The sequence below is a fragment of the Nocardia sp. NPDC020380 genome (assembly GCF_044386975.1).
Taxonomy (GTDB): Bacteria; Actinomycetota; Actinomycetes; order Mycobacteriales; family Mycobacteriaceae; genus Nocardia.
Genome location: NZ_JBIRVQ010000005.1, coordinates 397,914 through 423,130, shown reverse-complemented (window position 1 = coordinate 423,130; position 25,217 = coordinate 397,914). Strand labels below are relative to the sequence as shown.

Below are 25,217 nucleotides of genomic sequence, written 5' to 3'. Positions count from 1 at the left end.
CCTCAGTATGTGGGCATGACCAATCGTGATCGACTGCTCGGCCTCGCCGTGGTGGTGCTGTGGGGGTTGAACTTCCTGGCAATTCATGTGGGGCTGGAGCATTTCCCGCCATTCTTCTTCGCGGGGCTGCGGTTCGCGGTGATCGCGATTCCGGTGCTGATCTTCGTGCCGCGGCCGCAGGTGCCGTGGCGGTGGCTGCTGCTGTACGGGGTCGGGTTCGGGATTCTGCAGTTCGCCTTCCTGTTCACGGCCATGCGGGAGGGGATGCCGACCGGGCTGTCCTCTCTGGTGTTGCAGGCGTCGGCGCCGTTCACGGTGCTGCTGGGTGCGCTGTTCCTGCGGGAACGCCTGCGGGGTATTCAGCTCGCGGGCATTGCGGTGGCGATGGCGGGGATGGGGGTGATCGGGTGGGACCGCGCGCATCACGCCGCCCTGCTGCCGCTGTTGCTGACCATATTGGGTGGTCTGGGCTGGGCGTTCGGCAATATCGGATCCCGGCTCGCCGCAGCGGAATCCGGTCCGGGGGTGAATCCGCTGCATCTGACCCTGTGGATGGCGGTGGTGCCGCCGCTGCCGATGTTCGCGCTGTCCGCCCTCACCGAAGGCTCGACTACGGGCTGGCGTGATCTGACGAGTTCGTTCTCCGTGCACGGCTGGCCGGCGTATGCGGCGCTGGCCTACATCGTGCTGCTGGGCACGATCGCGGGTTCGGGCCTGTGGACGTATCTGATGAGCCGCTATGCGGCGGGCACGGTGGCGCCGCTGTCGTTGATGGTGCCGGTGGTCGGCATCGCCGCCTCCTGGATGTTCCTGCACGAGGTCCCGTCGGTGCTGTCCCTGGTGGGTGCGGTGATCGTCATTGCGGGCGCGTTCACGGCCACCGCGGCGGGGCGTCGATCGGGCGGGACGACGGCTCCGGCGAGTCGCGAAGACGCCACGCCGGAGGCGGCGGAAATCCGCGAGCATGGTGAATCGTCGGCGAACGCGGCCCGCGCATTCGGCGCTCGGCCGCAGCCGGTCGAGGTCTGACGAGCTCGCCTAGCCTGAAACTACACTGTCGCAACCGTTTTCGTGAGCGCCCGCTGACCCAGCGGGCGCTTCACTAGGTCCGCACCGAGCCGCGGAGCAATCCTCGCGACAGCATTCGCGCCTCGTTCCGGGCCCTCGGCACGAAGTTTTCCACCCCAACCGACCATCTGTCTGCGACAGCTCCTTAGTATTCGGTCCAGGCGTGGGAGGTAACGGGATGGCAGGACAGCGGATGTCCGTCACGCGGCGGACGGTGCTGCGTGGTGCGGTAGCGGCCGGAGCGCTGGCAGGGGCGGTGGCGGCGGGGGCCGCGAAACCGTCCCGGGCGAGCGCCGATCCGGGCCGTAAGGTCGCGGTGCTCGGCGGTGGCGTGGCGGGCATGACCGCCGCGCACGAACTGGCCGAGCGCGGGTATGACGTGACCATTTACGAACGGCGGGCGCTGGGCGGCAAGGCGCGCAGCATCGCGGTGCCGGGTACCGGCGCCGGCGGCCGCCCCGACCTATGGGGAGAGCACGGCTTCCGCTTCTTCCCCGGCTTCTATCATCATATTCCGGACACCATGCGGCGAATCCCGTTCGCGGGCAATGCGAACGGGGTCTGGGACAACCTGGTCGCCGCCCCCGAGGCGCGTTTCTCCCGCACCAGCGGCGACGATCTCATCATTCCGATGGGCAAGGCCGGCCGGATCTGGGCGACCCCCGACGACTTCCGGGAAACCGTGAGCTCGGCCATCTCGACCTCGACGAAGATGGGTGAGGTCGATGCCCTGTACTTCGCGAATCGGCTGCTGGTGTTCAACACCAGCTGTGACGCCCGCCGCGACGATCAGTGGGACAAGGTGTCCTGGCGTGACTATGTCGGCGCCGGCCATCGTTCCAATGAATTCCGCATGCTGCTCTCGCGCACGCTCACCACCCTCCTGGTGGCGGCCAAGGACAATCTGGCCAGCACCAAGACCATCGGCAATATGGGTGAGCAATTCCTCGGTAATCCGATGGAGACCGGTAATGACGGCCCCCTTGACCGCCTGCTGAACGGCGCCACCACGGACGCCTGGCTGCAACCGTGGGCCGATCTGCTGCACGGCATGGGCGTACAGGTCGTCAATGCCGAGGTGCGCGGCCTGGAACTGTCCGGCAAACGCATTACCGGCGCCCAGATCGTGGACGGCTCGGGCGCGTCCCGGACGGTCGACGCCGACTACTTCGTGTGCGCGGTCCCGGTGGAGGTGGCCCGCACCCTGTGGACGCCCGAAATCCTGTCGCTGCGACCGGAATTGGCGGGCATGAGCCAGCTCACCGTCGACTGGATGACCGGCATCCAGTTCTATCTGAAGTCGCAGACCGATATCGCGCGCGGTCACACCGCCTACGTGGATTCGCCGTGGTCGCTGACTTCCATTGCGCAGAACCAGTTCTGGAACCGCACCCCGTTCTCCGGCATGGGCGACGGCACCGTCCAGGACTGCCTGTCGGTGGATATCTCCGACTGGAACACGCCGGGCATGTTGTACGGCAAGCCCGCCAAGGAATGCACGCACGACGAGATCTCCCGCGAGGTGTGGGCGCAGTTGAAGGCGCATCTGGACACCCGCAAGAACCTGCTGCGCGATGACGACCTGCACTCCTGGTTCCTGGACACCGGCGTCACCTGGGATGCCCAGCAGGGCCGCAACACCAATGTCGATCCGCTGCTGATCAATACCGCCGGCTCCTGGGCGCTGCGCCCGGACACGCACGGTCAGGATCTCGAAAATCTCTTCCTGGCAGCCGATTACGTACGCACCAACGTGGACCTCGCCACCATGGAGGGTGCTTCCGAAGCCGCGCGCACCGCGGTCAACAAACTGCTGGACGTGGACGGTTCGAACGCGGCGCGCTGCAAGTTGTTCACGCTGTACCGCGCGGAGGTGCTGGAACCGTTCCGGCAGCTCGACATCGCCCGGTACGCGTCGGGTCAGTCCAATATGTTCGACGCTCCCGCGTAAGGCATCGGTGCGATAAAAACCCTGGTGCGCATCCTTGCCGGAGGCGTTGAATCGAAGTCATGGACGAGATCTCGGACCCGGCAGAGTTACGTGAGCTGCTCGGCGCGCCCGGCCCGCGCGCCGTCAGCAAGGAGCGGGTCGCGCTGCATCCGCGCGACCGTGAGTGGATCTCCCTGTCCCCGTTCATCGTCGTCTCCACCAGTGACACCGACGGGAACTGCGACGCCTCGCCGAAGGGCGACCCGGCCGGTTTCGTGAAGGTGCTGAACGACACGACCATCGCGATCCCGGAGCGCCCGGGTAACCGGCGCGCCGACGGCTACCTCAATATCCTGAGCAATCCGCATGTCGGCGTGCTGTTCCTGATCCCGCGCCGCGGCGAGACCTTGCGCATCAACGGCCGCGCCAGACTCGTGCGTGACGCCCCTTACTTCGACGACATGATCGTGAAGGGTCACCGCCCGATCCTGGCCGTCGAGGTGGAGATCGAGCAGATCTTCTTCCACTGCGCCAAGGCGTTCCTGCGCAGCAACCTGTGGAAACCGGAACGCTGGGAGGACAACGACCTGCCCCCGCACGCGCACCTGGTGAAGGAATTGCAGCCGACCACCGAGGAATCGGTCGAGCAGCTGGAGCACTACTACTCCGAGGTGTACGAGAAGCTGCTCTACAACACCTGATTCACAGTTCGCTCGAGGTTCGCGGCCGGCTCGATTCTGGACTGAGTGGAGCGGGGGAGCGAAGCGGAGGAGCGGAGGGAGGGAAGAATCGAGACTTAGGGCCGCGAACCCGCCCCTGAGCGAAGCGGAGGGGCAAATTAAGCTCAGCCCGTGGCAGACATCTCGATGCGCGGGCGACTCGCGCTGGTGGCGGCGAAGGCGGCCTCGCGGGCGTCGCAGGCGGCCGGGCGTGGCAAGGGATCCATGATCGGCGGCTTGATCGCGCTGAAGATCGATCCCACGATCATGACCCAGCTGGGCCGAGGGCGTCGCACGGTGCTGATCACCGGCACCAACGGCAAGTCCACCACCACCCGCATGACCACCGCCGCGCTGCAGACGCTCGGTGATGTCGCCACCCAGGCCGACGGCGCCAATATGGATGCCGGAATCGTGGCCGCGCTCACCGCGAATCGCACCGCGCAGTTGGCCGCGATCGAGGTGGACGAACTGCATCTGCCGCATGTCGCCGACGCGCTGAATCCGGCCGCGGTCGTGCTGCTCAATCTGTCCCGCGACCAGCTGGATCGGGTGGGTGAGATCAATATGATCGAGCGCCGCCTGCGTGCCGGGATGGCGCGGCATCCGGGCGCCGTGCTCATCGCCAACTGTGATGACGTGCTGGTGACCTCCATCGCCTACGACCACCCGAATGTGGTGTGGGTGTCGGCCGGTAGCGGCTGGTCGGTGGACGCCACCAGCTGCCCGCGCAGCGGTGAGCCGATCGTGTGGGAGGGCGAGCACTGGTACAGCACCGGCGCGGACTTCCAGCGTCCGGAACCGCAGTGGCGGGTGGACGAGCACGCGCTGCACGGGCCCGATGGCCTGGAACTGCCGCTGGCCCTTGCGCTTCCGGGTCGGGCCAACCGCGGTAACGCCGCACAGGCCGTGGCCGCCGCGGTCGCGCTCGGCGCGCGACCCGAGGCTGCCGCGAAAGCCGCCGCGACCGTGCGCGAGATCGCGGGCCGCTACCGCACCGTCGAGGTGGGCGGCCGCAATACCCGCCTGCTGCTGGCCAAGAACCCGGCCGGCTGGCAGGAGGCGCTGTCCATGATCGACCCTGCCGCAAAGGGTTTGGTGATCGCGGTCAACGGCCAGGTGCCGGACGGCGAGGACCTGTCCTGGCTGTGGGATGTGCGTTTCGAGCACTTCGAGGGCACCCAGGTGGTGGCCGCGGGGGAGCGGGCCACGGACCTCGCGGTGCGCCTCACCTACGCGGGTGTCGAGCACACCACGGTCGCGGATCCCTTGCGCGCCATTGCCTCCTGCCCGGCCGGGCAGGTGGAGGTGCTCGCCAACTACACCGCGTTCCGCGACCTGAACCGGGACCTCGACGAGAAGGCGGCGACCTCCGCGTGAACGGTCAAGCCCGGAGGCGGCCGCGGAGCATAACCACGGAGGGCTCCGTTCACGCGCGAAAGGACACAGCATGAGCGAATCCACTGTCCGCATCGGCCTGGTACTGCCCGATGTCATGGGCACCTACGGCGACGGCGGCAACGCACTGGTGCTGCGGCAGCGGCTGCGCATGCGCGGCTACGACGCCGAGATCGTCGACATCACGCTGCAGGACCCGGTCCCGGACTCCCTCGACCTCTACACGCTCGGCGGCGCCGAGGATTCCGCGCAGCGCCTGGCCACCCGCCACCTGCAGCGCTACCCGGGCCTGCAGGAGGCCGCCGCCCGCGGCGTCCCCGTCCTGGCCATCTGCGCCGCCATCCAGGTCCTCGGCCACTGGTACGAAACCGCCACCGGCGAACGCGTGGACGGCGTCGGCCTCATCGACGTCACCACCTCGCCCCAGGAGAAACGCGCCATCGGCGAGGTGGCCACCACCCCCATCATCCCCGGCCTCTCCCAGCCCCTGACCGGCTTCGAAAACCACCGCGGCGGAACCAAACTCGGCGGCGACGCCACGGGCCTCGCCCGCGTCACCAAGGGTGTCGGCAACGGCGTAGGCGACAACCTCGAGGGCGTAGTCCAAGGCTCCGTCATCGGCACCTACATGCACGGCCCCGCCCTGGCCCGCAACCCCGAACTCGCCGACCAGCTCCTCTCCCGAGCCCTCGGCGTGGATTCCCTTCCCCCCCTGAACCTTCCGGAAGTAGACCAACTCCGCCGCGAACGCCTCCGCGCCTGAGCCACGAGCACCTCCGGGTCACCTCACGAACACTTCGAGCTTTCACCTTCGGCCGCGGCCCATTTCGGGCCGCGGCCGTTGTTTTCGGCTGGGGCTCCGCAGGTTCGGCGGCCCCGCCTGCCGAGTCCGGCACCACCGCCGGGATTTGCGTTCAGCTGGGGTTCCAGGGCAGGCACTAGAGGACTCTGGGCCGGGATTTCAGGGCAAGCCGCCGAGGATCGTGCGTTCGGGTTCAGGGCAGGCCCTCGCGGATCGGGTGTTGGGGTTTCAGGGGCTTGCCCCGGCGCAGGGAGGTGGAGCCGCGAGTTACGAGAGTTGGTGACTCGCAACACATAGCGATTCGGCATGACATGCCGTCGATCTTGCCGAACCTATTGAGGGGTGGGCGGGGGCCCGGTAATCTCGCGCGCGGCCATTACATGATGAGGGAGGTGGCCGTTGCGCAGGCGCGCCGTATTGAAGGCTGCCGGTCTGGCAGCACTGCTGGGCGGGGTGGGGACCGAGACGGTCATGCGCGGCGCGGGCGCCGCCACGGCCAATCCATTGTGGAATGCGCTGTTCCAGGCGTGGGTGCCGGAAATCTTTGCCCCGCTGCCCGATCCACTGGACCATTCCGAGGCGATCGTGATCGGCTCCGGATTCGGCGCCGCCGTCACCGCCCTGCGCCTCGCGGAGGCGGGCGTGCAGAACTCGGTGCTGGAGCGCGGTTCGCGCTGGCCGAACGATCCGTGGCGGGAGATCTTCACCGGTGACGATCTGCCGGACGGCCGCGGCTTCTGGCATCGCACCAGCTTCACCGGCGTCACCAAGGTGCCCATGCCGTTCGCCGATTTCGGTGGCGTGCTGGATGTGACCGAGTACCCGGGCATCGACGTGTGGCGTGCCGCCGCGGTCGGTGGCGGTTCGATCGTGTTCACCGGCGCCATGATCCAGCCGCCGCAGCACCTGTTCGACTCCGTCTTCCAGGGCGTGGTCTCCTACGACGAGCTGGATGCCGTCTACTACCCGCGGGTGCGGTCCATGCTGCGGCTGTCCGCCATGCCCCCGGATGTGTACAGCTCGGCGCCGTTCGCGCATTCGCGGATCTGGGATCAGCAGGTGCGGGCCGCGGGTTATGAACCGCAGGCGAATGATTCGATCTTCAACTGGGATGTGGTGCGCGCCGAGCTGGCCGGCCAGAGCCGTCCGTCGGCGACCGCGTTCCGCAGCAATCTCGGCAATTCCAATGGCGCCAAGTTCGATCTGAACCAGAACTATCTGCGCTACGCCGAGGGCACCGGCAAGTCGGGCATCTTCCCGGGGCACCGGGTGGATTCGATCGACCAGGACGGCAGTGGCAAATATGTAGTCACCGTGACGAAACTGGCTCCGACCGGACAGGTGCTGGCGACCCGCACGCTCACCTGCGATCGCCTGTTCCTGGGCGCGGGTTCGGTCGGCACCTCGGAGCTGCTGGTGCGCGCGCAGGCGACCGGCGCCCTGCCCGGTCTCAACGAGCATGTCGGCGACGGCTGGGGCACGAACGGCGATGTGGTGCTGGCCCGCAGCGTCAGCTCGCTGACGACCACGGGCGGCGGCGTGCCCAGTGCCAGCCGCATTCTGGACGAGTCGGGTATGCCGCTGCATCTCGAAAACTGGTATGTCCCCGGCATTCCGGTGGAGACCGGCGCGGTCGCCTCGCTGGGTATCGCGCTGGATCCGACCCGCGCCCGCTTCGGCTACGACCCGGGCCGCAATGCGGTGGGCCTGACCTGGCCGAAGTCGGCGCAGGATCAGGTGCTGGCGGCGTGCCGCGCGGTGGATCACAAGATCGCCGCCGCGGGTGGTTCGCTGGTCGATTACACGCCGCTCGGTTATGACGCGAATGCCTTCTTCACCGCGCATCCGCTGGGTGGTGCGGTGCTCGGGCAGGCCGCCGATTCGAACGGCCGCGTCTACGGTCACCCGGGCCTGTATGTCATGGATGGCGCGGGTATTCCGGGCAGCACGGCGACCGTGAACCCGTCGCTCACCATCGCCGCCATCGCGGAACGCAATATCGAGGCGATCATCCGCGCGGGACGGTAGAACCCCACAGGTTGTGCACAACACACAGGCTGTGCACATCATGTGGATAAAGTTGCCGCGCGGACTTCTGCCGGGCGGAAAGCCGCGATAGCGGGAAAGTCGCTGCGCGGAATACCCGTACGACCGGGGCTGAGCGTCGAGTCTTCCTGCCCGACACCCGGCAATGCTCCGGCAATCGCCATTACGCTGGCGGGACCGTTCGATGTGGAAGGGGACCCGGTGAGCTACGACGCCTACCCGGTGCTGGAGGACGACGAACTCCCGAACAAGCCGCCCGTGCTGTGGCTGGACTTCGTCATGCTCGGGCTCGCCGTGGTCTCGGTGGGACTGGTCACCTGGGTGACCTTCTTCCACGTCTCCGGTGACACCTATCGGCTGATCCGCACCCTCGACTATTCGATCTGCGCGGTGTTCGCGATCGAATTCCTGTGGCGCTGGCGCCGGGAGGGCTGGAGCTGGACCTTCCCGTTCGTCTACTGGTACGAGGTGCTGGGCATGATCCCGGTCACCAGCCCGTTCTTCCGCGGCTTCCGGCTGCTGCGTCTCGTGGTCATCGCGGTCCGGGTGGGCCGCGTGGCCGACCGCGCCTTCGGCGACCGGGTGACCGCGGCCGTGGTGAACCGCTCGGTGAGCGTCATCGTGGACGCGGTGAAGCGGCCGGTCACCATGGCGGTGCTGGACGAGGTCGCGGAGGTGTTGCGGACGGGCCAGTACGCCAAGAACATCGCGAGCGCCCTCGAGGAGAACCGCGACGAACTCGACCACATGATCCTCGAATTGATCCGGGCGGACCCGAAACTGGGCCGGGTCAAGTACTTCCCGTTCCACGAGGACATCATTCGCGGCATCGCCGACGCCAGCTTCCGCATCGTCTTCCAGGTGCTGGCCGATCCGCGCACGGACGAGTTCGTCGCGGACGCGCTGCGCGAGAACGTGAATCAGATGAAGAAGGCCCTGCACGAGGGCGTGCACGTGCCCGAAGCCATCGACAACCGGCTGCAGCCGCGGCAACCGGTGACGCCGCCGCGGCCCTGACTCCGGCTCCCGCGCTCCGGGTTACGCGCAGCGTTCCGAATCACGCCTCGGCGTGCCGGATCTCGTCCCGCGGCTGTGCGTACCGGATGACCTCCCAGATGATCAGCACCAGCAGCACCGCGCACAGCAGCCCCAGCGCCGCCATGGCGGGCAGCAGCGTGGCCACGGGGATGAGGGCGAGCAGTGCGAGGGCGGCGACCAGACGCGGCGTCAGGATCACCCCGGTCGCGTAGTGCCGGAACCCGACCAGCCCGAGCAGATAGATCGCCGGCCCGGCGTACAGCGCGATGAGCGGGATCCCGTGCAGCGCGTCGTGCAGCGAATGCCCCTGCGCCTGGCCGACATAGGTGAGCACCTTCTTCAATCCCAATGCCAGCGCCACGATCCCGATGATCATCGGGAAGTGCCAGAAAGTGTAGCAGTTGCGCGCGATCTGGATGCGCCGTTCCCCCTGCGCGTGCTGCATCTGGTGTTCCACCACCATGGCCGCCACATCGAAGTACGCCCACCACAGCAGCGCGGTCACGGCGAGCCCCAGCATCGAGCCCACGGCGATGGACCAGGAGATGGGTAGCCCGGCCACCCCGACGCCGATGGAGACGATGGATTCGCCCAGCGCGATGATGACGATCAGCCCGTGCCGTTCGGCGAAGTGGGAGGCGGAGTTGAGCCGCCAGTCATTGCCGGCGAACAGCGTCCACAGCATGTCGCCCGCGAGTGCGGCGAGCCAGAGCACGATCTGCGCGGTGCCGCTGGTGAGCGCGCCGATGACCAGCAGGACGCCGCCGATGGTGAGCGAGCCGCCGGCCCAGCGGGTCACCTGCCCGCGGAGTTGTTCGTCCTCGGAGCTGGCGAAGAGCATGCCCGCCAGGTGCACGACCCGCACCACGAGGTAGGCGATGACGAAGACGAGCGGCCCGTACCAGCCGCCCGGAAGGTCATGGAACGCTTCGGGAATGGTGAGGGCGATGAGGAACATGCCGCCCATGGCGATGAACATGGCGACGCGGGCGATGCCCTCGTCGGCCTTGATCACGTTCCCCAGCCACGAGTAGCCGATCCAGGCCCACCACAGCAGCATCAGCACGACCAGGGCTCGGAGCATGTTGAGCCAGCTGATCTCGTGTGCGGCCAGATCGGTGACCATGGTGAAGGCGAAGACCACGACCAGGTCGAAGAACAGTTCCAGCTGGGTCACCGAGGCGTTCTCGGAGACCGACATCATGCGGGTTCGCTGCGCACCGGGCATGCTGGACATATTGCCGGGTGTGAGCCTCGAAAGCCGGTGTCAGATGCGCGTGTTCGCTGCGGGCGTCACGCGGTCCCGAAGCCGGGCTCGAAATTCGGCCGGTGCGCGCGCTGCGGCGCGACGGCCGGCGGCTCGTAGCCGACCTCTTCGACGTAGGGCGCTTCCTCGACCTCGCCGAGTCCTTCGATGCCGGTGACGGCTTCGACGAAGGCGACGAAGTTGGCGATCATGGTCTCGCCCTCGCGGCGCTGGGTGCGCTTCATGATCATGCCGGGCGCGGGGATGGGCAGGTAGACCTCGGCGTGGTACCAGACCTCGGTGGCGCCGTCCTCGATCTCGGTGAGTTCGAACCAGCCCTTGCCGCCACCGCCGGCGCTGCTCTCCAGCACCTTCCAGGCGATGCGGTGGTCGCCGCAGTCGTATTCGACGACCTGCCGGTCGGAGCGGCCCATCAGGTTGGCCGAGACGTACACGCGGCGTGGACGTCCCTGGTCGTCGCGGGTGGCGACGCGGACATCCTGGTGGGAGGGTGACCAATCGGGGAGCTGCTCGACCATCAGCAACGCGTCCATCACCTGGTCGGGGTCTAGCTCGATGACGAACCGGTGATCAGTTTTCGTGCGCATACCTAACCCTCCATCCGGGGACCGATTGTGACCAGCGTCGCTTCGAGAGTCAACATGCTCGATCGATGCTTCTTACCGGACAGTCGGTCTGTTATGTCGAATCACGCTGCACACCAACGTAACCCGCCCGTAAAGGTCAATCCCGGCGCCGGACCACCGAATCGGGACCCGGATAGACGAGACTCTCGCGTCCGTCGGTGAAGCGGACCACGTACGGCGGCGCACCGTCCGCCCCGCGTACTTCGACGATTTCCGCAGTGTGGTCGGGTAAGCCGACACTGCGGCCGTGAATCACCAGATGGTCACCGACGCTTGCTCGCATGGTCGCATTATTCGCCGCGCGTGACTTCCATCACAAGGACGGAATCGCCCGCTGCACCGCCACCCGCACCAGCTCCGCGGCCTGCTCCTCGGTGAATATGCCGGGCAGGGTGAGCCTTTCGAGGATGAGCCAGTTGAGCGCCAGGTAGAGCAGCACCACGGTGTGCTCGTCGCCGGGCATGCCGGACGCCAGGTGATTGCGGATATTGAAGTCGAGATCGGCGCGCACGCGCTCGGTGAGCAGGGCCTGCAGCTCCGGCCGCCGGGCCGCCTCGAGCCGCAGTTCGAGTAGCGCGAGGTAGCCGGCGCGGAAGCCGGAGACGCGCTCGACCACCTCGGTCATGAGCTCGGTGATGGTCTCGCGGGTGCGGGGGCCCTGGTTCGGGCCGGTCAGTTTGCCCAGGGTTTCCGCGCTGGGGACGAGTCGCTCGTAGTACCGGTGCCCGGTCTGGACCAGCAGTTCGTCGCGGTTGGCGAAGTAGTTGGAGGCGGTCCCGGCGGGGACTTCGGCCTGCTTGTCGACCGCGCGGAAGGTCAGGCCGCGGGCGCCGTCCCGGGCCAGGACCTCGATCGATGCGTCCAGCAGGGCCTGTCGTCGCTCGGGATTCGTGCGAGCCATTGACACCACTCCATCTGTAGTACTAAATTCGTGACCACTACGGTCACAGTACTACGGATGGAGCGGTAAACATGCGAAAGCTCACCTATTACGTGGCGGTCTCCCTCGACGGCTACATCGCCGGACCGGACGGCGAATACGACTTCTATCCGGAGGACGAGGACAAGGCGGCCTGGGTCAACGAACGCTTCCCGGAGTCGGTGCCCACCCATCTCCGCCCGCACTTCGGGATGCCTGTCGATACCCCTAATCGTGAATGGGACACCGTCCTGATGGGGCGCGGCGCCTACGAGCCCGCGCGCGCCGCGGGCATCGTCAGCCCGTACGCGCATATGAAGCAGTACGTCTTCTCCCGCACCCTCGATCCCGTCGGCGACCCGCGACTGGAGATCGTCGGCGCCGATCCCGTCGAATTCGTCCGCGAGCTGAAAGCGGAAGCGGGCCTGGGCATCTGGCTCTGCGGCGGCGGGCGGCTGGCCGGCGCCCTCGCCGACGAGATCGACGAACTGGTCATCAAGAGCTACCCGGTCATCGCCGGCGCGGGCGCGCCGATGATCGCGGGCGGCTTCCGCCCGGCCCGGTTCGCGGTGACGGAGCGCCGCGAGTTCGGCAACGGCACCGTTGTCACCCGGCTGACCAGGGGTGGAGGAGGTAGCTAGAAATCTCGTGGACCTCGGTCGGTAGTCTTGTGCATCGGTAGCAGCAATTTGTCGATCTTGGAGGATTCCCACCGTGGCTCTCGTCGTCCAGAAGTACGGAGGATCCTCGGTAGCCACCGCCGAGCGCATCCGTCGGGTCGCTGAGCGGATCGTCGAGACCAAGAAGCAGGGGCACGACGTGGTCGTCGTGTGCTCGGCCATGGGCGATACCACCGACGAACTGCTGGATCTCGCCCAGCAGGTCGCGCCGGCTCCGCCGGCCCGCGAAATGGACATGCTCCTCACCTCGGGTGAGCGCATCTCCAATGCGCTGGTGGCCATGGCCATTCATTCGCTCGGCGCCGAGGCTCGTTCGTTCACCGGCTCGCAGGCCGGTGTCATCACCACCGGCACACACGGCAACGCCAAGATCATCGACGTGGCCCCGGGCCGCGTGCAACAGGCGTTGAACGAGGGCACCATCGTGCTGGTCGCCGGCTTCCAAGGCGTGAGCCAGGACAGCAAGGACGTGACCACGCTGGGCCGCGGTGGTTCCGATACCACCGCCGTCGCGCTGGCCGCGGCGCTGAATGCCGATGTGTGCGAGATCTATACCGATGTGGACGGCGTCTTCAGCGCCGATCCGCGCATCGTCTCCGACGCCCAGAAGCTGGATTCGGTCTGCTACGAGGAGATGCTCGAGCTGGCCGCCTGCGGCGCGAAGGTGCTCATGCTGCGCTGCGTGGAGTACGCGCGCCGCTACAACGTGCCGGTCCACGTGCGTTCCTCGTACTCGGACAAACCAGGCACCATCATTACCGGATCGATGGAGGACATCCCCTTGGAGCAAGCAATCCTCACGGGCGTCGCGCACGACCGCAGCGAGGCCAAGGTGACCGTGGTCGGTATTCCGGACGAGCCGGGCTACGCCGCCAAGGTGTTCCGCGCCGTGGCCGATGCCGAGATCAATATCGACATGGTGCTGCAGAACATCTCGAAGGTGGAGACCGGCAAGACCGACATCACCTTCACCCTGCCCAAGCTGGACGGCCCGCGCGCGGTGGAACTGCTCACCAAGCGCAAGGGCGAGATCGGCTTCTCGCAGGTCGCCTACGACGATCACGTCGGCAAGGTGTCGCTGGTCGGCGCGGGCATGAAGTCGCACCCGGGCGTGACCGCCACCTTCTGCGAGTCGCTCGCCACGGCCGGCATCAATATCGACCTCATCTCCACCTCCGAGATCCGAATCTCGGTGCTGGTCAAGGACACCGACCTGGACGAGTCGGTGCAGGTGCTGCACAAGGCCTTCGATCTGGGCGGCGAAGAGGTCGCGGTCGTGCACGGCGGAACGGGGCGCTGACTTGACCGGGTCAAGCGCGGAGGCGCCACTCCATCACCCAGCGTTTGCGCAGCGTAACCACGCAGCGCTCCCGGGCAAGTCGAAAGGTTACAGCCCATGGGCGTACGCGTAGGAGTCGTCGGCGCGACCGGACAGGTCGGCGCCGTGATGCGGAAGCTGCTGGAGGAGCGCAACTTCCCGGCGGACGAGGTGCGGTTCTTCGCTTCCGCGCGGTCGGCGGGGAAGAAGCTGTCGTTCCGCGGCCAGGAGATCGTGGTCGAGGACACCGAGCTCGCGGATCCGGCCGGGCTGGACATCGCGCTGTTCTCGGCCGGCGCCACCATGTCCCGGGTGCAGGCGCCGCGTTTCGCGGCGGCCGGTGTCACGGTCATCGACAATTCGTCGGCCTGGCGCAAGGATCCCGAGGTGCCGCTGGTCGTCTCCGAGGTGAACCCGGAGCAGACCCGCAATCTGATCAAGGGCATCATCGCCAACCCGAACTGCACCACCATGGCCGCCATGCCGGTGCTGAAGCCGCTGCACGACGCGGCCGGCCTGCAGCGCCTGATCGTGTCGAGCTACCAGGCGGTTTCGGGCTCCGGCCTGGCCGGTGTGGAGGAGCTGGCGTCGCAGGTGCGCGCGGTGGCCCCGGACATGGAGCAGCTGGTCCACGACGGGTCCGCGGCCACTTTCCCGGCGCCGGTCAAGTACGTCGCGCCGATCGCCTTCGACGTGATCCCGCTGGCGGGTTCGCTGGTCGACGACGGCACCGGCGAGACCGACGAGGATCAGAAGCTGCGCAACGAGTCCCGCAAGATCCTGGGCCTGCCGGAGCTGCTGGTCAGCGGCACCTGCGTGCGGGTTCCGGTCTTCACGGGGCACTCGCTGTCCATCAATGCCGAATTCGCCGAGCCGCTCTCGGTGGCGCGGGCGCAGGAAATCCTGTCGAACGCGGCCGGTGTGAAGCTGACCGATGTGCCGACCCCGCTGGCGGCGGCCGGTATCGACGAGTCGCTGGTCGGCCGCATCCGCCAGGATCCGGGTGTGCCGGACGGTCGCGGTCTGGCGCTGTTCATCTCGGGTGACAACCTGCGGAAGGGCGCGGCGCTGAACACGATTCAGATCGCGGAAGTGCTGCTGCAGAACCGCTGAACGGTATAGACCACTGCGTCGTTTCGGACAAAGCGGGTCGTTTGATCTCTCAGGATCAAACGGCCCGTTTTCATATTGATCTTCTCAATCGGTCCACAGCTCGGCACACGGGAGTGGTGGGAACGGGTCGGTCGCCAATCCGTCAATGATCACTTCAATGCAGTGCGGGCGTAAATTCGCTGCGAGGCGTTCGGCAATTGCGCGTTCGGCGCGATAGTTCAAGATCATGCCGCCCGGAAACCTCAGGCGCACATGAACTTCACCGGTATCCGGGGTGGCTGTCATCTGGAGTGTGCCCGATGAGTTGGCCGTTGGCCTTTCGCTGAGCGCGAGTTACAGCTACCCTCGCGTTCTAGCCGGGCGGTGATGCTCTGCACTGTGGGACCGGGCACCGGGCCGGAATACCTGGTGGCCGTGACGGCGATGGCCGCGAACCACATTGCCGCACCACCGATTCCGGCGCCGAGTAGGAAGAAGAAGAGTTCGGCGGACATGACCACCTCTTGTCGTCCGATTGGTTCGACGGGTCCCTACAAACGTTAAACGCAGAAAAATTGCGGTGCAATAAGAAAAATACATACTTCATACTGTGCGCCGTAAGCTCGCGGTGTCTGGAATCCTTGTCGGCAGATCCCAACCGGACGGAGAAAGGGCGGGAAGGAGAAGGGCATGGTAGACATCGGCGAAACAAGCGGGCGGTGACGGCCGGGAAAGCCGATCAGGCAGAAGGAGTTTGACCCGGTGGCCGAAAGTACCCTTGGGGCACGGGTAGCGGAGTTGCGCCGGCGGCGGGGACTATCGCAAAAAGAGCTGGGCGCCGCCATCAGGCGGTCGGAAAGCTGGGTGTCGCAGGTCGAGCGGGATGTACTGCCCGTCGAGCGGCTGTCGGTCCTGCAAAGGCTGGCGGACGTGCTCGGAGTGGCGGTACGGGATCTGCGGCCCGAGGCGGCCGAACCCATGGCCGCGGATCGCGGCGACGGGCAGCGGCCCGGCTCGGCGGTTTTCGAACAGCTGCGATTGCTGCTCACCGGACATCCCGCGCTGGAGCAACTCTTCGGTGACGAGGCCGATCGCGAGTCGGCCGAGCAGTTGCCGGAGCTGCAACAACGCGTGGATATCGTGTGGCAGCTGGCACATGAATCGCGTCTCGTCGAAGTGGGCAGCAGCCTGCTCGAACTGATTCCGGACCTGGAACACGCGGCCCGGAATTCCGCGGCGAAGCGGCCGGAGGTGCTGACCCTGCTGTCACGCACCTACCAAGTGGCCGCGACCGCCTTCACCAGGCAGGAAGAGGTCGACGCGGCGTGGGTCGCGGCCGATCGCGCCCTGACCGCGGCCGAGGAATCCGGTGACGCGCTCAGCGTGGTGGCCGGCACCTACCGCATGGCACAGGCCTTCCTGCGCCTGCAACGGCTGGAACAGGCCGAGCAGGCGGCGCGCGTATCGGTGGCGGCCCTGGCGGCGCAGGTCTCCGAGGAGACCGGCACCCGTCCGGAAGTGTTGTCGCTCTACGGATCTCTGCAGCTCATGCTGGCGGTGATCGCGGCGACCGACGGAAATCGGACGGCCGCCCGCACGGGTCTGGCCGCGGCGCGCACCGCCGCGGATCGGCTCGGCGAGGGCCGCAATGATTTCGACACCGAATTCGGGCCGACCAGTGTCGCCGTGCACGCGGTGGCGGTGGCGGTCGAATTGGGTGACGCCGGTGAGGCACTCGACATCGCCCGCACCGTGGACGCCTCCGTGCTGTCCCCGGAGCGGCAGGCTCGCTTCCTGGTGGATGTGGCCCGCGCGCACGCGCAACGGCGGCAGGCGCAGGAAGCGCTGGACGCCTTGCTCAATGCCGAGCGACTAACGCCCGAACTGGTGCACAGTGATCATCGCGCGCGGGAAGTGGTGCGCGATCTGCTGCAGTTCGCGGGCCGGCGGCCGGCGGACGAGCTGCGTGAGCTGGCGGGCCGAGCCGCCGTCACGCCGTGACAGCCGAGACCGTCACGCCGTAATCGCTCACTCCCGGCGAATGCCCGGGGTGCGTGGATCGGGGCCGACGCATGCCAGCAGCAGGCAGCCCGGCGGCGCGTCGCTGAACGGTGGCGCGAGCGGAACGTTCAGGCAGGACAGCACATTACAGCCCGGATAGGCGTCCGGGCCGACACCGAACACCGCGAGCGCGATGTCCGCGTCGAGATAGTCGGCGGTGTTCAACTGCGCCGGCTCTTCCACGTAGGGGCCGGGATCGGGTATCGGGCTGTGCTCGAACGCGGCCAGCAACCGGCGGAAGAACTCGTGCGAGAGCTCGCCGCCGTACTCCAGGATGCCGACCGGCCCCTGCGTGGTGTGCACGCCGAAGAACCCGGTCCACATCACCGTGAGCCCCATGCTGGGGATGAAGAAGACGTTCTGCAGGCCCATCCCGGACATGTCGTAGATATCGCCGGGCATGAAACCGGGGTTCTCGGCGCAGCCGGGTCCGACCCAGAACAGGTAGCCGTAGCACTGATCGGTGGCGGATGGCGTTGCGGCCCGGTGCAGATACGCGTGCGAGACGACGCGCTGCCCGCGCCAGACCCCGTCGTTCGAGACCAGCAGCCCGAGCCGGGAGAGATCGTCGGGCGGGATCATCAGGTGCGCGTAGCCGTAGGTGTGCCCGGAACGATCCCGCGCCCAGTAGTAGTCGCCGCGCTGGATCCCGATGGGGCCGAACAGTTCCCGCTGGGCGAACTGCTGCAATGGTTCGCCGACGGCCAGCTCGATCACGTAGGAGAGCAGGTCGACATTGCGCTGGCTGTAGGTGAAGGTCGTGCCGGGCGGATGGTCGAACGGGACGGCGAGGGCCTGGACCGCGCTGAACGGGTCGATCGGGATGACGCCGGTGATGCCCTCGGTGATCGTCCCGATGTGCAGTCCGGAGGTCTCGGTGAGCAGATCCTCGACGGTGATGGCGCGATGCGCGGCATCGCCGAGCCCGGCCGGTAGGTAGCGGCCGATGGGCGCCTGGATATCGAGTTCGCCGCGATCCCAGGCGATTCCGGCGAGCAGCGACACGACACTCTTCGTGACGCTCCAGACATTCCACGCGACTCGACCGGTTTCCGCATTGCTCGGCCCCTCGCCGATCAGGCAGTTGTTCCGGAAAACCTGCACGTTCAACCGATTCCGGCTCGCCGCGAACTGCAATGCGTCGGCCAGCCGCCCCGCATCCAGCCCGGCCTCTTCCGGCGTGGCCCGCTCGAACTCCCGCCCGACCGGCTGACCGCACCGCATTTCCCCCGGCTTCGCCCGCGCCACACCGGCATCGAGCAACCCGCCCGCCGCCAGCACCACCGCCAATGTCACCGCTACCGCACCGGCAAGCCCCCTGCGCATGCGCAACATGCGTCCCAGGCTAGTTCGCCGCCACCCCGAACACCCGGAAACCACACCGTCCCGGAAATACCGAAACGCCGCCAGACGGGGGGATGCTGGCGGCGTCCGCTCGCAGCCCGAAGCTGCGAAGTTGGAAGCCGACGCCCAACAAGCGCCTCTCGGCGAGTGGTCGCTCGTAGCGACAAAGGGTGCGGCCCGGGGCTGTTCCGACGCCGGCAAGGATGGATAACCGACCCCCGTCCGGATCTATTCCGGCAGCACGACTGTGACGTGCGCTACCCCCTGTCCTGGGGGTTCGGGGGCCGAAGGCCCCGGCGCAGGGAGGTGGAGCCGCGAGGTACGAGAGTTGTCTGCCCCGCAGAAACTCTGCTGTGTGCTGTCGCCCGTACGGATTAGCATTCGGCGCAGATGAACTGCACGACCTCTGGGGGAGCTTTGCCCGACGATTCGGTGATCACCAACCTACTGGCGGTACTCGACACCAACCCTGATCTACTGCCGGTGCGGCTGAGCGTGATCGAACTCCTCGCCGCTCGCGGACAGCATGCCGAAGCTCTGGCCCACTGTGCCACGGCCCTTACTCAGGACCCGCACAATGTGCAGCTCGCCGATCTACTACAGTGCAGCACCGCCGCCCTGGCCGCGGGCGCGACGGAACCCGCCGATGCGGTTGCGGCCGAGCCGGATTCGCCTACGGCGGAGCCTGCCACGGCGCGCGGTGGCTACGACTGGGCGGCAGCCGAGCAGCAGGTCGGCGACATCATCGAGCCCGCGTTCGTGCGCGACGAGCCGCAGCTGTACGCCGAGGGCGATGTGGACTCCTTCGAGCGTCCCGGTCTCGCCCTGGCCGACGTGGGCGGCATGGACAACGTCAAGCAGCAGCTGGAGCTCTCCCTGCTCGGCCCGTTGCGAAACCCGGAGCTGGCCAAGGCTTTCGGCACGAGCGCGCGCGGCGGTCTGCTGCTGTACGGGCCGCCCGGCTGTGGCAAGACCTTCCTCGCCTCCGCCATCGCCGGTGAACTCGGCGCGTCGTTCTTCGCCATCGAGATCGCCGACGTCCTGGACATGTACATCGGCCGCGCCGAGCGGAACGTGCAGCAGATCTTCCAGACGGCCCGCCGCAAGGCGCCCTGTGTCCTGTTCTTCGACGAGATAGATGCCCTGGGCCACAAGCGGAGTCAGATCTCGGGCAATATGCGCGGCGTCATCAACCAGCTGCTCACCGAGATGGATTCGGTGGCGGGCGCCAACGAGGGCGTCTACGTCATCGGCGCGACCAACCACCCGTGGGATGTCGATGTGGCGCTACGCCGCCCCGGTCGTTTCGACCGCATGATCCTGGTGACCCTGCCCGATGCCGAAGCCCGCGTGGCGATCCTGCGTCACCACCTGAAGGACCGCCCGGTCGCCGGCATCGACCTGGCGGCGACGGCCGCGCGCACCGAGGGTTTCTCCGGCGCCGACCTGGCCCATGTGTGCGTCTCGGCAACGCAACTGGCCATGGCCGATTCGATCCGCTCCGGCATCGTCCGCCCGGTCGGCATGCCCGATATCGACCACGCCCTCGCCGAGATCCGCCCCAGCACCAAGGCCTGGTTCGAATCCGCCCGCAACGTCATCGAATTCGCCAACAACGACGGCACCTACGACGAACTCGCAACCTACATGCGCGCGAAGAAGATTCGATGAGCGACGCCTTGCGGAAGGCGGCCGCCCTCCTCGCGCTGCAACGCTACGAGGCGGCCTACGAGGCGGCGGCCGAGGTCCTGGCCGGCGATCCCCACAATGTCCAGGCCCTCGCCCTGGCCGCCCACATCTCGTTGACCGCGCTGCGAGAATACCAGCGTGCCTTCGACCTCAGCACGACCGCGCTGGCATCGGAGCCGGATCTCGATCTGCTGTGGCGGTTGCGCGCCTGTGACGAGCAGCGCTGGCGTGCTGACGATCCCGAGGCGATAGCGCGGGGTGAGGCGCAACTGCGTGACGAGTTGCGCGATGATCCCGAGAATGTCGCTGTCATCCGGCAATTGGCTTTGCTGGACTGGTTGCACGGCCGCCGGCGGGCGGCGATCACGCGCTTGCGCACGATCGTGAAACTGGATCCGGATCGCGGCGACGAGATAGCGGCGCAGATCGCGGTCATCGAGGCGGAGGAGGAAAAGGCCGCCGCGGCCAAGGCGGTCCGGGCGGCGGAGGCCGAGGCCGCTCGCGAACGGATCGCCGAGCAGAAGGCGGCGGTGGCGGCCAGGCGTGCGCGGGCGCACCGGGCCGCACGTGCCGAACAGGCTCGGGCCACCCGTGTGCGGCGTCCGAAGCGTTCCATGGCGGGCACGTTGTTCCTGCTGCCGTTCTTTCTCATAGCCCGGTTGCTGTTGCATAGCTGCTCGACGGATTCGAGCGGTAGCGAGCCGCACTACACCACCCCGTCGCCGGTGGTGCCGGTATATCAGCCCTGGGGTGGTTCGCTGAGCGGTCTTCCTGGAATCCCCGCCGTGCCGCCTCGGTGACCGGCGCCGATCGGTCCGGCGCGCCGCCGGATGCTCTGATTTCATGTCCTTGATCAGCAAGAACATCCTTTTCTTGACTTATTCCAGAAAACGGGGGAGGGTGGAGTTATGCACACCGGTTACGACGCTCGCGAACGGTTGCGGGCGGTGGGTCTGCGGGTCACCGGCCCGCGGGTCGCGGTGCTGGATGCGGTGGCCGAGGCGCCGCATTCGGATGCCGACGGGGTGGCTGCGAAGGTGCGGGAGACGTTGGGGTCGGTGTCCACACAGGCCGTGTACGACGTGTTGAAGGCGTGCGTGGGTGCGGGCTTGCTGCGGCGGATCGAACCGGCGGGATCGCCGGCGCTGTACGAGGCGCGGACCGGAGACAACCATCACCACCTGGTGTGCAGGAAGTGCGGCATGGTGATCGATATCGACTGTGCCGTGGGTGCGGCGCCCTGCCTGGAACCCGATCAGTCCCACGGTTTCGTCATCGACGAGGCCGAAGTCGTGTTCTGGGGGCTCTGCCCCGATTGCGCCCCCTGAGGGGCGAGGTTTCCTGAAAGCCCGGGTCGATCCCCGGGACGATTCCACATGCCCGAAGGAGGCTTCGAATGACCAAGCCGACAACCACCAACACCGGCGCTCCGGTCGAGAGCGACAACGAGTCGCTGACCGCGGGTACCCAGGGCCCCATCCTGCTGCACGACCACTACCTGATCGAGAAGCTGGCCCAGTTCAACCGCGAGCGGGTGCCGGAGCGCATCGTGCACGCGAAGGGCGCGGGCGCCTACGGCGAGCTGGTGGTGACCGGCGACGTCTCCCGTTTCACCAAGGCCGCGCTGTTCCAGCCGGGTGCACGCACCGAATCGCTGGTGCGGTTCTCCACCGTGGCCGGTGAGCAGGGCAGCCCCGACACCTGGCGCGATCCGCGCGGTTTCGCGGTGAAGTTCTACACCACCGAGGGCAACTACGACATCGTCGGCAACAACACCCCGGTCTTCTTCATCAAGGATCCGATCAAGTTCCCCGACTTCATTCGCTCGCAGAAGCGGTTGCCGGGCAACGGACTTCGCGATCACAACATGCAGTGGGACTTCTGGACCCTGCGCCCGGAGACCGCGCACCAGGTGACCTGGCTGATGGGTGACCGCGGCATCCCGAAGACCTACCGCCACATGGACGGTTTCGGTTCGCACACCTACCAGTGGATCAATGCCGCCGGTGAGCGCTTCTGGGTGAAGTACCACTTCAAGACCGATCAGGGCATCGAATTCCTGACCCAGGGCGAGGCCGACACCCTGGCCGGCAGCGACCCGGACTTCCACCGCAAGGATCTGTGGGAGGCCATCGAGCGCGGCGACCACCCGTCCTGGACCCTCAAGGTGCAGGTCATGCCGGTCGACGAGGCCGAGGGCTACCGCTTCAACCCGTTCGACCTGACCAAGGTGTGGTCGCAGAAGGACTACCCGCTGATCGAGGTCGGCCGCTGGACGCTGAACCGCAACCCGGGCAACTTCTTCACCGATATCGAGCTGTCCGCCTTCGAGCCGTCGAATCTGGTTCCGGGCGTGGGCTTCTCGCCGGACAAGATGCTGCTGGGCCGCGTCTTCGCCTACGCGGACGCGCACCGCTACCGCATCGGCACCAACTACGCGCAGCTGCCGCCGAACCGCGCCAAGGCCGCGGAGGTGAACTCCTACTCCAAGGAGGGCGCCATGCGTTTCGAGTACAACGACCCGAATGTGCCGGTGTACGCGCCGAATTCGTTCGGCGGCCCGCACGCCGACGAGTCCCGCGCCGGTGACTACGGCATCTGGAACTTCGACCCGACCATGGTCCGGGCCGGCTACATCCAGCACCGCGAGGACGGCGACTTCACCCAGGCGGGCACCCTGGTCCGCGAGGTCTACACCGACGCCCAGCGCGACCGCCTGGTCGCCAATGTCGTCGGTCACGTCCTCGGCGGCGTCCAGGAGCCGGTGCTGAGCCGCGTCTTCGAATACTGGAAGAGCGTCGACAACGAGATCGGCAAGCGCATCGAGGAAGGCGTCCGCTCCGGCCTTAACAGCTGAGCCTCGCCCGATAGCTGAAAACGCAACGCCCGCACCACTTTCCGTGGTGCGGGCGTTCGTCGGCTGTCAGTGGCCGCGCAGGATCGCATCCGTGAGGCGGTCGGCGGCCGTGGGGTCCAAGGGCTGGTGGCCGAGCAGGAAGCGGTACCAGAAGACGCCGTAGAACTGGTCGACCATGAGATCCAGGTCGGCGTCGGCGCTCAGTTCGCCGCGCTGCCGGCCGCGAACGAGCAAGGCGTGGACCGCATTCCGGCGTTGTTCGGTGAAGGTCCGGAGGAGTTCGGCGAGGTGCGGGTCGTGGGCGGCCTCGCGGACCAGGGAGCGCAGGGCGGGGCCGGTCGTTCTGCTCTGCGCGCCGGCGAAAGTGGATTCGATGACGATGCGCAGATCCTCGCGCACGGATCCGGTGTCGGGGGAGGGGACTTCGATGGCCGAGCGTTCGGTGAGGGCGTCGAGGAGCAGTGCGCCCTTGGAGGGCCACCAGCGGTAGACGGTCTGCTTGCCGACGCCGGCAGCCTTGGCGATGGCGTCGATGGTGACTGCCGCGCCGTCGGATTCGGCGAGGAGTCGTAGTGCGGCGTCGAGGATGGCGTGGTGGGTGGCCTCGTTGCGGCGCCGGCCGGTGTGCGGGCGTTCCGGATTCGGTGGGGTGCCTGCGCCTGCCATGCCCGCGCCTCCTGTGATGCACGTCACCGATTTGTCGAGACTAAAAGTCTCGGCTTCGTGGTTATCAAGACTGTCAGTTCCGTAATGGTAAACGGAGCGACGGACAGAGAGGCTCCAGAAAATGACCACAACACAGCGCGTCGTCGTCATGGGTGGCAGTTCGGGCATCGGCGAGGCCACCGCCACCCTCTTCGCGGCCGGCGGCGCCGAGGTCATCATCACCGGACGCGACCGCGACAAGCTGGACGCCGCGGTCGCTCGCATCGGCGGCAAGGCCACCGGTTACAGCCTGGACGCCACCGATCAGGGCGACATCGACGCCTTCTTCGCGCAGTCGGGCAGCATCGATCACCTGGTGATCTCGGTGAGCGGCTCGGCCGGCAGCGGCCCCTTCGCCGGCCTCGACCTGAACGACCTGGCCCGCGGCTTCGACGGCAAGTTCTGGCCGCAGGTGCGCATCCTGCAGGCCGCACTGCCGCGCCTGGACGCGCAGGGCTCGGTGACCCTGGTGACGGCCGGCTCGTCCCGCGCCGCTTTCCCCGGCACGGTCGGACTGGCCGCCATCAACGGCGCGCTCGACGCCATGATCCCGCCGCTCGCAATCGAACTCGCCCCGCTGCGCGTGAACGCCGTATCGCCCGGTGTCATCGACACCCCGTGGTGGGATCGGGTGCCGGAGGAGCAGCGCAAGGCCCTGTTCGACGGCCTGGTCGAGACCACCCCGGTGGGCCGCGTCGGCCGTCCCGAGGACATCGCCCGCGCCATCCACATGCTGGCCACCAACGGTTTCATCACCGGCGTCGTGCTGGATGCCAATGGCGGCACCAACCTTCCGACCGGTCGCTGACCGCGCACTCCGATCAGCCTGCGGTACCGGCTTTCACGCCTGTGCCGCAGGCTTTTTCGCTTTTCCGCGCATTTCCAGGCCGTCGAGGAGCAGGCCCAGTTCGGAGACGAAGAAGGCGTCCCGGGACTGCGCGGAGTCGAGGGAGCGCTGGGCTTCGTAGCGTTTGTGTATGCGCGGGTAGGTTTTTGCCGCTTCTTCCGCCACCGTCATCATCTTCTCGAACCACTGCTGCTCACTCAGGCCGCTGCGCATGACGGCATTGAGCATGGCGGCTTCGGTGCCGGTGGAGCCGATGAGGTAGGCGAAGAGGGCGTTGGCGGCCCGGTCCGAGTTGTCGTCGTCGAAGCCGGCCGTTTCGAGGATGCGGAGCATGACGTCGGTGAGGCGCATGACATTCGGTCCGAGGTAGGCCAGTCCGGCCCCGCTGATCACGCTGAACATCCACGGATGCCGCAGCATCGCATCGCGCAGGTTGCCGGCCAATGCGGTCATGTCGGCGCGCCAGCTGCCGGGGGTGGTGTGGTCGGGCAGGCGGACCTCGCCGAAGACCGCGTCCACCACGAGTTCCAGGATTTCGTCCTTGTTGGCCACGTGCGTGTAGAGCGAGGTGGCGCCGGCATTCAGGCGGCTGCCGAGTTTGCGCATGCTGAGCGCGTCGTAGCCCTCGGTGTCCAGCAGGCCGAGCGCTTCGCCGACGATCTGCTCCCTGCTGAGTGCGGGCTGGTCGCGCCGCTGTCGTTGCGGACGGGTCCAGACCGACGAGAACTCCTGTGGTTTGGCGGGCATGGCCGTGTCTCCTTCGTCTCCCGGACAGCGTAGCTGCAGCTAGAACACTGTACGTCCAGCCGTT

Annotated in this window: 24 protein-coding genes; 16 read left to right on the top strand and 8 right to left on the bottom strand. The window is 67.2% G+C overall.

Features of this window, described 5'->3' with window-relative positions:
* Positions 1–15: 15 nt before the first annotated feature.
* From ACH438_RS15975 to ACH438_RS15945, 7 genes are all read left to right on the top strand, one after another.
* Entirely contained in the window at positions 16–1,029 is a 1,014-nt protein-coding gene (locus ACH438_RS15975; RefSeq protein ID WP_397005646.1) for an EamA family transporter, read from the top strand.
* 217 nt (positions 1,030–1,246) lie between these two features.
* Complete coding sequence (locus ACH438_RS15970) at positions 1,247–3,019, top strand: FAD-dependent oxidoreductase (protein ID WP_397005644.1); 1,773 nt, start codon at positions 1,247–1,249, stop codon at positions 3,017–3,019.
* 59 nt (positions 3,020–3,078) lie between these two features.
* A complete protein-coding gene (locus ACH438_RS15965; protein WP_397005642.1) occupies positions 3,079–3,699 on the top strand; it encodes a pyridoxamine 5'-phosphate oxidase family protein in 621 nt (206 codons plus the stop codon).
* A gap of 165 nt (positions 3,700–3,864) precedes the next feature.
* Positions 3,865–5,097, top strand: a complete 1,233-nt coding sequence (locus tag ACH438_RS15960; RefSeq protein WP_397006037.1) for a MurT ligase domain-containing protein — start codon at positions 3,865–3,867, stop codon at positions 5,095–5,097.
* Between the two features lie 70 nt (positions 5,098–5,167).
* Positions 5,168–5,878 (top strand): type 1 glutamine amidotransferase, encoded by a 711-nt coding sequence (locus ACH438_RS15955; protein WP_397005640.1) that lies wholly within the window; start codon positions 5,168–5,170, stop codon positions 5,876–5,878.
* Positions 5,879–6,316: 438 nt separating this feature from the next.
* Entirely contained in the window at positions 6,317–7,945 is a 1,629-nt protein-coding gene (locus ACH438_RS15950) for a GMC oxidoreductase (protein WP_397005638.1), read from the top strand.
* Between the two features lie 219 nt (positions 7,946–8,164).
* The gene (locus tag ACH438_RS15945) at positions 8,165–8,980 is read left to right on the top strand and encodes an ion transporter (RefSeq protein ID WP_397005636.1); all 816 of its coding nucleotides are present in this window, start codon (positions 8,165–8,167) and stop codon (positions 8,978–8,980) included.
* 40 nt (positions 8,981–9,020) lie between these two features.
* Here the strand turns inward: ACH438_RS15945 and ACH438_RS15940 are convergent, their stop codons facing one another.
* The 4 genes from ACH438_RS15940 to ACH438_RS15925 form a co-directional block, all read right to left on the bottom strand.
* Complete coding sequence (locus ACH438_RS15940; RefSeq protein WP_397005634.1) at positions 9,021–10,229, bottom strand: low temperature requirement protein A; 1,209 nt, start codon at positions 10,227–10,229, stop codon at positions 9,021–9,023.
* A 65-nt stretch (positions 10,230–10,294) separates the two neighbouring features.
* Positions 10,295–10,855: an SRPBCC family protein gene (locus ACH438_RS15935; RefSeq protein ID WP_397005632.1), complete on the bottom strand. Its 561-nt coding sequence runs from the start codon at positions 10,853–10,855 to the stop codon at positions 10,295–10,297.
* A 136-nt stretch (positions 10,856–10,991) separates the two neighbouring features.
* Complete coding sequence (locus ACH438_RS15930) at positions 10,992–11,177, bottom strand: DUF1918 domain-containing protein (RefSeq protein ID WP_397005630.1); 186 nt, start codon at positions 11,175–11,177, stop codon at positions 10,992–10,994.
* A 30-nt stretch (positions 11,178–11,207) separates the two neighbouring features.
* On the bottom strand, positions 11,208–11,795 hold the full coding sequence (locus ACH438_RS15925) for a TetR/AcrR family transcriptional regulator (RefSeq protein ID WP_397005628.1): 588 nt from the start codon (positions 11,793–11,795) through the stop codon (positions 11,208–11,210).
* 71 nt (positions 11,796–11,866) lie between these two features.
* Between ACH438_RS15925 and ACH438_RS15920 the strand changes: the two genes are divergently transcribed.
* The 3 genes from ACH438_RS15920 to ACH438_RS15910 all read left to right on the top strand — a co-directional run bounded on the left by ACH438_RS15920 (position 11,867) and on the right by ACH438_RS15910 (position 14,924).
* Positions 11,867–12,454: a dihydrofolate reductase family protein gene (locus ACH438_RS15920; RefSeq protein ID WP_397005626.1), complete on the top strand. Its 588-nt coding sequence runs from the start codon at positions 11,867–11,869 to the stop codon at positions 12,452–12,454.
* Between the two features lie 73 nt (positions 12,455–12,527).
* Positions 12,528–13,793, top strand: coding sequence for an aspartate kinase (locus tag ACH438_RS15915; RefSeq protein ID WP_397005624.1), 1,266 nt, complete (start codon positions 12,528–12,530; stop codon positions 13,791–13,793).
* A 96-nt stretch (positions 13,794–13,889) separates the two neighbouring features.
* Positions 13,890–14,924 carry an aspartate-semialdehyde dehydrogenase gene (locus ACH438_RS15910; protein ID WP_397005622.1) on the top strand — a complete coding sequence of 345 codons (1,035 nt, stop codon included), beginning with the start codon at positions 13,890–13,892 and terminating at the stop codon, positions 14,922–14,924.
* A gap of 84 nt (positions 14,925–15,008) precedes the next feature.
* Here the strand turns inward: ACH438_RS15910 and ACH438_RS15905 are convergent, their stop codons facing one another.
* Complete coding sequence (locus ACH438_RS15905; protein ID WP_397005620.1) at positions 15,009–15,209, bottom strand: hypothetical protein; 201 nt, start codon at positions 15,207–15,209, stop codon at positions 15,009–15,011.
* A gap of 456 nt (positions 15,210–15,665) precedes the next feature.
* Between ACH438_RS15905 and ACH438_RS15900 the strand changes: the two genes are divergently transcribed.
* Complete coding sequence (locus ACH438_RS15900) at positions 15,666–16,904, top strand: helix-turn-helix domain-containing protein (RefSeq protein ID WP_397005618.1); 1,239 nt, start codon at positions 15,666–15,668, stop codon at positions 16,902–16,904.
* Between the two features lie 27 nt (positions 16,905–16,931).
* Here ACH438_RS15900 and ACH438_RS15895 read toward each other — a convergent pair whose 3' ends face one another.
* Complete coding sequence (locus ACH438_RS15895; protein WP_397006035.1) at positions 16,932–18,290, bottom strand: serine hydrolase domain-containing protein; 1,359 nt, start codon at positions 18,288–18,290, stop codon at positions 16,932–16,934.
* Positions 18,291–18,725: 435 nt separating this feature from the next.
* On the opposite strand from ACH438_RS15895, the gene ACH438_RS15890 reads away from it, so the two are divergent.
* The 4 genes from ACH438_RS15890 (at position 18,726) to ACH438_RS15875 (ending at position 22,854) form a co-directional block, all read left to right on the top strand.
* Entirely contained in the window at positions 18,726–19,979 is a 1,254-nt protein-coding gene (locus ACH438_RS15890; RefSeq protein WP_397005616.1) for an AAA family ATPase, read from the top strand.
* Positions 19,976–20,797 (top strand): tetratricopeptide repeat protein, encoded by an 822-nt coding sequence (locus ACH438_RS15885; RefSeq protein ID WP_397005614.1) that lies wholly within the window; start codon positions 19,976–19,978, stop codon positions 20,795–20,797. The genes ACH438_RS15890 and ACH438_RS15885 overlap by 4 nt, the downstream gene beginning before the upstream one ends.
* Before the next feature lie 108 nt (positions 20,798–20,905).
* The gene (locus tag ACH438_RS15880) at positions 20,906–21,325 is read left to right on the top strand and encodes a Fur family transcriptional regulator (RefSeq protein WP_397005612.1); all 420 of its coding nucleotides are present in this window, start codon (positions 20,906–20,908) and stop codon (positions 21,323–21,325) included.
* A 68-nt stretch (positions 21,326–21,393) separates the two neighbouring features.
* Positions 21,394–22,854, top strand: a complete 1,461-nt coding sequence (locus tag ACH438_RS15875) for a catalase (protein WP_397005610.1) — start codon at positions 21,394–21,396, stop codon at positions 22,852–22,854.
* Positions 22,855–22,920: 66 nt separating this feature from the next.
* Here ACH438_RS15875 and ACH438_RS15870 read toward each other — a convergent pair whose 3' ends face one another.
* Positions 22,921–23,520 (bottom strand): TetR/AcrR family transcriptional regulator, encoded by a 600-nt coding sequence (locus ACH438_RS15870; protein ID WP_397005608.1) that lies wholly within the window; start codon positions 23,518–23,520, stop codon positions 22,921–22,923.
* Positions 23,521–23,641: 121 nt separating this feature from the next.
* Between ACH438_RS15870 and ACH438_RS15865 the strand changes: the two genes are divergently transcribed.
* On the top strand, positions 23,642–24,367 hold the full coding sequence (locus ACH438_RS15865) for an SDR family oxidoreductase (RefSeq protein ID WP_397005606.1): 726 nt from the start codon (positions 23,642–23,644) through the stop codon (positions 24,365–24,367).
* Positions 24,368–24,400: 33 nt separating this feature from the next.
* Here ACH438_RS15865 and ACH438_RS15860 read toward each other — a convergent pair whose 3' ends face one another.
* Entirely contained in the window at positions 24,401–25,153 is a 753-nt protein-coding gene (locus tag ACH438_RS15860) for a TetR/AcrR family transcriptional regulator (RefSeq protein ID WP_397005604.1), read from the bottom strand.
* Between the last annotated feature and the right edge of the window lie 64 nt (positions 25,154–25,217).